The 503-nt window shown below is 78.7% G+C and carries 1 protein-coding gene and 1 pseudogene; one reads left to right on the top strand and one right to left on the bottom strand.

The annotated features are described in order from the left end of the window. On the top strand, window positions 1-229 hold a 229-nt coding region (locus KBX39_RS32690; RefSeq protein WP_210874290.1), incomplete at its 5' end, for an aldo/keto reductase. Between the two features lie 30 nt (window positions 230-259). Here the strand turns inward: KBX39_RS32690 and KBX39_RS32695 are convergent. Beyond that, a pseudogene (locus tag KBX39_RS32695) lies at window positions 260-503 on the bottom strand (elongation factor G-like protein EF-G2); the annotation flags it as partial.

The following is a 503-nucleotide window of genomic DNA, read 5'->3' on the forward strand; positions in this document are numbered from 1 at the left end:
GGGGGCGATCGGGTGGATCTGGGCGCGCAGCGGCCGCGCGGTGCCGATCCCCGGCGCCCGTACCGTCGCCCAGGTCGAGGAGAACGCGGCAGCGCTGAGCTGGGGTCCGCTCGCCCCGGACCACTTCGCCGAGGTGGAGCGGCAGCTGGCGGCGGTACGCTCGGCAGCCCTCCGGGACGCCGACCGCCCCCACTGGCCGATGCCCCCGGTCCCCGCCGTCCGCCCCTGACCCCGCGGCGGGTGGGCGGGGCGGGCGGGGTCAGTGGGAGGTGGACTCCTTGCGGGCCTGGTCGGCCAGGTGGGCGGGCATTGGGTCGTGGCGGGCGAACTCGCGGCGGAACGTGCCCGTGCCGGCCGTCATCGAGCGCAGCTCCACCGCGTATCGCAGCAGCTCCGTGGCGGGCACCTCGGCGCGGACCAGCGTGCGGCCCTCGGCGTCCGGGTCCGGCTCGGTGCCGAGCACCCGGCCGCGCCGCCCGGACAGGTCGCCCATCACCGCGCCG

It is taken from the genome of Micromonospora sp. D75 (assembly GCF_018070405.1).
Classification (GTDB): Bacteria; Actinomycetota; Actinomycetes; order Mycobacteriales; family Micromonosporaceae; genus Micromonospora; species Micromonospora chalcea.